This window comes from Methylobacterium sp. WL120, from assembly GCF_008039465.1.
GTDB classification, from domain to species: Bacteria; Pseudomonadota; Alphaproteobacteria; order Rhizobiales; family Beijerinckiaceae; genus Methylobacterium; species Methylobacterium cerastii.
Genome location: NZ_VRUT01000191.1, coordinates 1 through 7,381, shown reverse-complemented (window position 1 = coordinate 7,381; position 7,381 = coordinate 1). Strand labels below are relative to the sequence as shown.

At 71.9% G+C, this 7,381-nt stretch carries 6 protein-coding genes and 1 pseudogene; all 7 read left to right on the top strand.

Features of this window, described 5'->3' with window-relative positions; translation table 11 throughout:
- A pseudogene (locus FV229_RS27645) lies at nt 1-239 on the top strand (septal ring lytic transglycosylase RlpA family protein); the annotation flags it as partial.
- A gap of 235 nt (nt 240-474) precedes the next feature.
- Entirely contained in the window at nt 475-1,683 is a 1,209-nt protein-coding gene (locus FV229_RS23600) for a D-alanyl-D-alanine carboxypeptidase family protein (protein WP_147754287.1), read from the top strand.
- Between the two features lie 31 nt (nt 1,684-1,714).
- Nucleotides 1,715-2,443, top strand: a complete 729-nt coding sequence (tmk, locus tag FV229_RS23595) for a dTMP kinase (protein ID WP_147754286.1) — start codon at nt 1,715-1,717, stop codon at nt 2,441-2,443.
- Nucleotides 2,433-3,494, top strand: coding sequence for a DNA polymerase III subunit delta' (locus FV229_RS23590; protein WP_147754285.1), 1,062 nt, complete (start codon nt 2,433-2,435; stop codon nt 3,492-3,494). The genes tmk and FV229_RS23590 overlap by 11 nt, the downstream gene beginning before the upstream one ends.
- 51 nt (nt 3,495-3,545) lie before the next feature.
- Nucleotides 3,546-5,111: a methionine--tRNA ligase gene (gene metG, locus FV229_RS23585; protein WP_147754284.1), complete on the top strand. Its 1,566-nt coding sequence runs from the start codon at nt 3,546-3,548 to the stop codon at nt 5,109-5,111.
- A gap of 62 nt (nt 5,112-5,173) precedes the next feature.
- A complete protein-coding gene (locus tag FV229_RS23580; protein WP_147754283.1) occupies nt 5,174-5,971 on the top strand; it encodes a TatD family hydrolase in 798 nt (265 codons plus the stop codon).
- A 43-nt stretch (nt 5,972-6,014) separates the two neighbouring features.
- On the top strand, nt 6,015-6,824 hold the full coding sequence (locus tag FV229_RS23575) for an MBL fold metallo-hydrolase (RefSeq protein WP_147754282.1): 810 nt from the start codon (nt 6,015-6,017) through the stop codon (nt 6,822-6,824).
- The last annotated feature ends 557 nt before the right edge of the window (nt 6,825-7,381 follow it).

Genomic DNA, 7,381 nt, shown 5'->3' with positions numbered 1-7,381 from the left:
CCGCGGCACCGCGGGCCCCGGCGGCCCGGGTTGGCGCGGTGCCGCCGGCGATGCCGCCCTCGGCCAAGCTCGCGCTCGCGCGTCTCACCAACGTCCCCGCCACCGCCACTGCCCCTGGGGGCAGGGGGACGGCGCAGACGGCCGCGAAGGGCCGTCCCGACCTCGCGGCGAAGCCGGCGCCCAAGTTTGCCGACAAGTCACCTGACAAGCGCGGCGCGCGGCTCGCCGGGATCTACTGACGGGCGATCGGGCCCGGACGCGCCCGGCCGGTCCCCGCGAAAGGGGCTCCCCGGGGCATCGGAACGCCTCACGCAAGGCCATCTGAGATCGGGGGAATGCGCACCGTAGGGTGTGCGAGGCGGTGCGCTGCGTCATTTCGCATTCGATCCCGCGCGGAAACCGTAATATGGTCACGCTTGTTATGCGAGGCGGGATGTTCGGAAACGTGGCGGCCCGGCCGCACGGGAGTTGGTGATGCGCAGGACCTGGGTCTTCCTTCTGGCCGCGGCCTGCGCGCTGGCGGCGCCGGCCCGCGCCCAGGTCTTCCAGACCGCGGCGCCGCACGCGATCCTGGTCGACGCCGATTCCGGCTCGGTGCTGTTCGAGAAGGCGGCCGACGAGCCGTTCGCCCCGGCCAGCATGGCCAAGCTGATGACCACCGACATCGTGTTCGACGCCCTGAAATCGGGCCGCCTGAGCACGGACACCGAGTTCACGGTCACCGAGGACGCGTGGCGCCGGGGCGGGGCGGGGGGCGGCGGCTCGTCGATGTTCGCCCAGGTCAACAGCCGCATCAAGATGCAGGACCTGCTGCGCGGCCTCGTGGTCCAGTCGGGCAACGATGCGGCGATCACCATCGCCGAGAACATGGCCGGCTCCGAGGAGGCGTTCGCCGGCATCATGAACCAGCGCGCGAAGGAGATCGGGCTGACGCGCTCGACCTTCCGCAACGCCACCGGCTACTCGGCGCCCGACCAGCGGGTCACCGCGCGCGACATGGCCAAGCTGGCCGCGCACATCATCGACACCTACCCGGACCTGTACAAGATCTTCTCCGAGCGCGAGTTCACCTGGAACAAGATCAAGCAGCAGAACCGCAACCCGCTGCTCGCCCTCGACATCGGGGCCGACGGGCTCAAGACCGGCTACCTCGAGGAATCCGGCTACGCGCTCACCGGGTCGGCGGTGCAGAACGGCCAGCGCCTGATCATGGTGATCTCCGGGCTCAAGACGGCGCGGGACCGCGCGGCCGAGGCGCGCAAGCTGATGGAGTGGGGGTTCCGCGCCTTCGAGCCGCGGCAGGTCTTCACCCCCGGCGAGACCGTGGCCGAGGCCTCGGTGTTCGGGGGCGCGTCGGGGTCGGTCCCGCTGGTCGCCAAGAAGCCGGTGCGGGTGCTGCTGCCGCGCGGGTCGTCCGACCGCGTCACCGCGCGCGCCGTCTACCAGGGACCTCTCGTCGCCCCCGTGACGGAGGGCCGCGAGGTCGGCCGCCTCAGGATCATGCGCGGCGACGCGGTCGCCCTCGACCAGCCGCTCTACGCGGGCGCCTCGGTGGAGGCCGGCACGCTCCAGCAGCGCGCGATGGACGCCGCGCTCGAATTCAGCACCGGCATCGTCCGCCGCGCCTTCGACAAGGCGGGCAAAGGCGACAGGACCAGTGACAAGCCCGCCAACCCGTCGTGACGACGGAGAGGCGCGGCGGCTCCGTTCAGCCATGACCGCTCCGACACCGCCGGGCGTCCTCATCACCTTCGAGGGCGGGGAGGGGGCCGGCAAGTCGACCCAGGTGGCCCGCCTCGCCCGGGCGCTCGCCCCGCATCGCACGGTCACGACCACCCGCGAGCCGGGCGGCTCGGTCCGCGCCGAGGAGATCCGCACCGCGCTGCTCGCCGGAATCGCCAAGCCCTACGGACCGTTTGCCGAGGCGCTGCTGTTCTCGGCCGCCCGCATCGACCACCTCGACCGGCTGATCCGCCCGGCCCTGGCCTCCGGCGAGGTGGTCCTGTGCGACCGCTTCATGGACTCGACCCGCGCCTACCAGGGGGCCGCGGGCGGCCTCGACGCCACCGCCGTGGCGGCGCTCGAGCGCGTCGTCGTCGGGCCGACGCGGCCCGACCTCACCCTAGTCTTCGACCTCGACCCTGAGATCGGTCTGGCCCGCGCGCGCGCGCGCGCGGCTGGTCAGAGGGCGTCGCAAGAGGCATCACAGGAGGCGTCGCAGGCAGGGCAGGGCGCCCCGGACCGCTTCGAGGCCGAGGATCTCGCCTTCCACCGCCGCCTGCGCGACGCCTTCCGGGCGATCGCGGAGGCCGAACCCATGCGCTGCGTCCTCGTCGACGCGGCGCAGGACCCCGATGCGGTCGCGCAGGCGGTCCGGCGGGCGGTCGCCGCACGCCTGCCCGATCTCCTCGACGACACCGAAGGCCGTACCGATGCCGCCTGAGCGCGCGCCCGACGACGTCGAGCCCGGCGACCTCGCCGGCATCGTCCGCCCGCGCGAGACCACGCGCCTCGTCGGCCATGCCGAGGCGGAGGCCGCCTTCGCCGAGGGCATCGCCTCAGGCCGCCTGCACCATGCCTGGCTGATCGGCGGCCCCGCCGGCATCGGCAAGGCGACCCTGGCCTACCGCGTCGCCCGCCGGCTGCTCGCCGACCCCGAGGGCGTCTCGCGCGCGCCCGGCCTCGACGTCGCCGCGAACGATCCGGTGGTCGGTAAGATCGCGGCGCTCTCGCATCCGAACCTCGTGGCCCTGCGCCGCCATCGGGTGCCGACCGCCAAGACGCTGCCGACCAAGATCCCGGTCGACGCGGTGCGCAAGGCCCTGGAGCTGTTCGGCTCCACCGCGGGCAATGCCGGCTACCGCATCTGCATCGTCGACAGCGCCGAGGACCTGAACGCCAACGGCGCCAACGCGCTCCTGAAGATGCTGGAGGAGCCGCCAGTCCGCGCGCTGTTCCTCATCGTCAGCCACGCGCCGGGCCGACTGCTGCCGACGATCCGCTCGCGCTGCCGCGCCCTCGCGCTCCGGCCGCTGGACGCGGCCTCCGTCTCGGCGGTGGTGTCCGGTTTCCCCGCCGCGTTCCCGGCCCCGTCCGCCGAGGCGCTCGCCCGCGCCGCCGACCTGTCCGAGGGCTCGGTGGCCCGGGCGGTGGCGATGCTCGACCCGGCGATGCAGGGGCTGGTCGCCGAGATGGAGACCCTGCTGTCGCGCGCCGGGCATCCGGATTGGGGCCGCGTCCTCAAGCTCGCCGACAAGCTCGCCGGGCGCGAGGCCGAGCCCCTGTTCGCAGCCGGGCTGGAGACCGTCGAGCGCTTCGTCTCGGCCGAGCTCCATCGCCGCCGGGCGGAGCCGCCGGCCCGCCTTGCGGCCCTGGTCGAGGTGTGTGAGAAGTTCGGCCGTACGGCGCGCGAGGCCGCGACCTACAATCTCGATCGCCGGCCCGTGGTCCTGTCGCTGTTCGCGGACCTCGCAGGCGCCGTGCGGACCGGCTAGAGCATCGTCCCGACGGATCGGCGCCGATCCTTCAGAGCCGTGTATCCGGGAATGTCCGACGTGACCGCCAAAACCTTCAGCATCACCACGGCGATCTCGTATCCCAACGGCGCGCCGCATATCGGCCACGCCTACGAGGTGGTCGCCACCGACGCGATCGCCCGCTTCAAGCGCCTCGACGGCTACGACGTGCTGTTCACCACCGGCACCGACGAGCACGGCCTCAAGATCCAGCAGACGGCGTCGCGCGCGGGCACCACGCCGCGGGCCTTCGTCGACGGCATGGCGGCCCGCTTCCAGGCGGTGGCCGACCGCCTCGACTGCGCCTACGACCGCTTCATCCGCACCACGGAACCTGCCCACACCGCCGCCGCACAGGAGCTCTGGCGGCGGATGGAGGCCAACGGCGACATCTACCTCGACACCTATGCCGGCTGGTACTCGGTCCGCGACGAGGCCTATTACGGCGAGGACGAGACCCGCCTGCTCGAGGACGGCACCCGCCGCTCGCTCGCCACCGACACCCCCGTGGTGTGGATGGAGGAGGAGAACTTCCTGTTCCGTCTCTCGGCCTATGCGGACAGGCTCCTGGCGCTCTACGAGACGCAGCCCGACTTCATCGGCCCCGAATCGCGGATGAACGAGGTCGCGAGCTTCGTCCGCTCCGGCCTCAAGGACCTGTCCGTCAGCCGCACCACCTTCGACTGGGGCGTGCCGGTGCCCGACCGGCCGGGCCACGTCATGTACGTCTGGGTCGACGCGCTGACGAACTACCTCACCGTCACCGGCTTCCCCGACGAGGCCGACGAACGGCGCAGGTTCTGGCCGGCGGACCTGCACGTCATCGGCAAGGACATCGTCCGCTTCCACGCGGTGTACTGGCCGGCCTTCCTGATGTCGGCCGGGCTGCCGCTGCCCAAGCGCGTCTTCGGCCACGGCTTCCTGCTCTCGAAGGGCGAGAAGATGTCGAAGTCGCTCGGCAACGTCCTCGACCCGATCGACCTCGCCGACACCTACGGCGTCGACGCCGTGCGCTACTTCGTGCTGCGCGACGTGCCGTTCGGCGGCGACGGCAGCTACAGCCACGAGGCGATCATCACCCGCATCAACGCGGACCTCGCCAACGACCTCGGCAACCTCGCCCAGCGCTCGCTCTCGATGATCGCCAAGAACCTGTCCGGCGCGGTCCCGGAGCCCGGCGCCTTCACGGAAGCCGACCGGACCCTGCTCGCCGCCGCCGACGCCCTGCCGGCGCGGGCGCGGGCGCTGATGGACGACCTCGCGCTGCATGCCATCCTCGCCGAGATCTGGGCGGTGGTGGCCGACGCCAACCGCTACTTCGCGTCCGAGGAGCCGTGGAAGCTGAAGAAGACCGATCCGGAGCGGATGGGCACGGTGCTCTACGTCACCGCGGAGGTGCTGCGCGCGGTCGGCATCCTGGTGCAGCCCTTCGTGCCGCGCTCGGCCGCGAGCCTGCTCGACGTGCTGGCGGTGCCGGCCGGCCGGCGCACGTTCGCCCACGTGGGGGAGGGCGGCCGCCTGGCCCCCGGAACGCCGCTGCCGGCGCCGAGCCCGATCTTCCCGCGGTTCGAGAAGCCCGAGGCCCCGGCCGCCTGAGCCGGCCGTCTCCGCCGCATCGAATCCGCCGAACGAACCCCTCGCCCAGGCTCCCGGACTGCATGCTCGTCGACAGCCACTGCCATCTCGACTTCCCCGATTTCGCCGCCGACCTCCCCGGCGTGATCGCCCGGGCGAAGGCCGCCGGCGTCGGCGGGATGCTCACGATCGCGACGCGGGTCGCCAAGGCCGACACCTACCGCGCCATCGCCGAGGCCCACCCGGAGGTCTGGTACACGGTCGGCACCCATCCGCACGGGGCCGCCGAGGAGCCGGACGTCGCGCCGGACGTCATCGCCCGGCTCGCCGACCACCCGCGCTGCGTCGGCATCGGCGAGGCGGGGCTCGACTACCATTACGCGGACGCGGCGCCCGCAATGGTCCAGGAGCAGGTGCTGCGCGCCCACATCGAGGCCGCCCGCGTTACCGGGCTACCGCTGGTGATCCACGCCCGCGACGCCGACGAGCACATGGAGCGGGTGCTCGCCGACGAGATGGGCCGCGGCCGGTTCTCGGCGGTGCTGCACTGCTTCTCGTCCGGCGCGCGGCTGGCCGAGGCCGGGGTCGAGCTCGGCCTCTTCGTCTCGTTCTCGGGGATCGTCACCTTCCGCCGCTCCACCGCGTTGCGCGACATCGCCAGGCAGGTGCCGCACGATCGCATCCTGGTGGAGACCGACGCGCCGTTCCTCGCCCCCGAGCCGCATCGCGGGCGGACCAACGAGCCGGCCTACACTGCCGACACCGCGCGATCGCTTGCCGCAACCCTCGGCCTCGACGCGGAGGCCTTCGCGCGCCTCACCAGCGCGAATTTCCATCGCCTGTTCGCGAAGACGCAGCCGAAGGCAGGCGCGCCCGCGTGACAACCGGCGCCGTCCTCGGATACCACCCGAGCCGGAGGTCCGGATGGCGACGCTGACTTTGCGCATCCTCGGTTGCGGCTCGTCCGGCGGCGTGCCCCGCGTCGGCTACGGCTGGGGCGCCTGCGACCCGCGCGACCCGAAGAACCGCCGCCGCCGCTGCTCGATCCTCGTCGAGCGCCGGGAGGCCGACGCCGCCACGACGCTCCTCATCGACACCTCGCCGGACCTGCGCGAGCAGCTGCTCGACGCGGGCGTGACGCGGCTCGATGCGGTGCTGTTCACCCATGCGCATGCCGACCACACCCACGGCATCGACGACCTGCGCCCCCTGGTGATCCAGATGCGCGCGCGCATCCCGGTCCACGCCGACGCGCTGACGAGCGACCTGCTCCGGGCACGCTTCGGCTACTGCTTCACGAAGCTGCCGGGCAGCGCCTACCCGCCGATCCTCGACCTTCGCGACCTGCCGCACCACGAGACTGTCGCGGTGCAGGGGCAGGGCGGGGCGATCGAGGCGGAGGCGTTGCCGGTGGAGCACGGCAACGAGGCGGCCCTCGGCTTCCGTCTCGGGCCGGCCGCCTACATCCCGGATCTCAGCCTGCTGCCGGACGCGTCGCGCGCGCGCCTCCACGACCTCGACCTGCTGATCATCGATGCCCTGCGCGAGACCCCGCACCCGACCCACTATTCGGTCTCGGAGGCGCTGGCGCTGATCGACGACGTGCGCCCGCGCCGCGCGATCCTCACCAACCTGCACACCGACCTCGACCACGCGACCCTGGCGGCCAAGCTCCCGCTCAGCGTGGTGCCCGCCTACGACGGGCTGACCGTGACCCTCGACCTGTCCGCTTAGAACGGCTCGACGCCGAAGGCGGGGAGGTGAAGGCGCTCCGGGCCCGTGGAACGCGGTCACCCTGGCTACCACGACGGTAGAAGCAGCGGGGTCACGCCGATTGATCCGGCAAACAAAACCGAGCACCTTTGCAGACGCCGCTCGACCAGGAAGACCTGACGATCGAGAGACACCATCCGGCGGCACAGGCCGGATCCAGGGCCCCGTCACATGCCTGTCGCGGATTTTTCGGATTCTTTGCGCCTCCCTGTTGACGGGCGTCTGCGTGGTCCGTATACCCCGCTCATCGGCAACGGGGCGGCGGCGACGCGGACCTTTCGAAGCCGGTATCACCTCCGATGGATTGGCTGGGCAGGCCGGTGAAAACCGGATGCTCTTCTGTTTTTGTCGGCTGTGAGTGTCGGGTCCGGATTTCAGCGCTGCTGAAAACGGGGTTGACAGGGGGTCTGGGTGGGTTTAGACGCCTCCCACCGCTGAGGCGGACCACCGAGTGGTTGGTTCGGTATCACGGTTCTCCAAGACGGGCAAGGCGGTTTAGGGTTGATAGCCCTGGATTT

Coding starts and splice junctions, on each gene's coding strand:
- FV229_RS23580 (WP_147754283.1), top strand. CDS start 5,174: ATGCTCGTCGACAGCCACTGCCATCTCGACTTCCCCGATTTCGCCGCC.
- FV229_RS23590 (WP_147754285.1), top strand. CDS start 2,433: ATGCCGCCTGAGCGCGCGCCCGACGACGTCGAGCCCGGCGACCTCGCC.
- FV229_RS23600 (WP_147754287.1), top strand. CDS start 475: ATGCGCAGGACCTGGGTCTTCCTTCTGGCCGCGGCCTGCGCGCTGGCG.
- tmk (WP_147754286.1), top strand. CDS start 1,715: ATGACCGCTCCGACACCGCCGGGCGTCCTCATCACCTTCGAGGGCGGG.
- FV229_RS23575 (WP_147754282.1), top strand. CDS start 6,015: ATGGCGACGCTGACTTTGCGCATCCTCGGTTGCGGCTCGTCCGGCGGC.
- metG (WP_147754284.1), top strand. CDS start 3,546: ATGTCCGACGTGACCGCCAAAACCTTCAGCATCACCACGGCGATCTCG.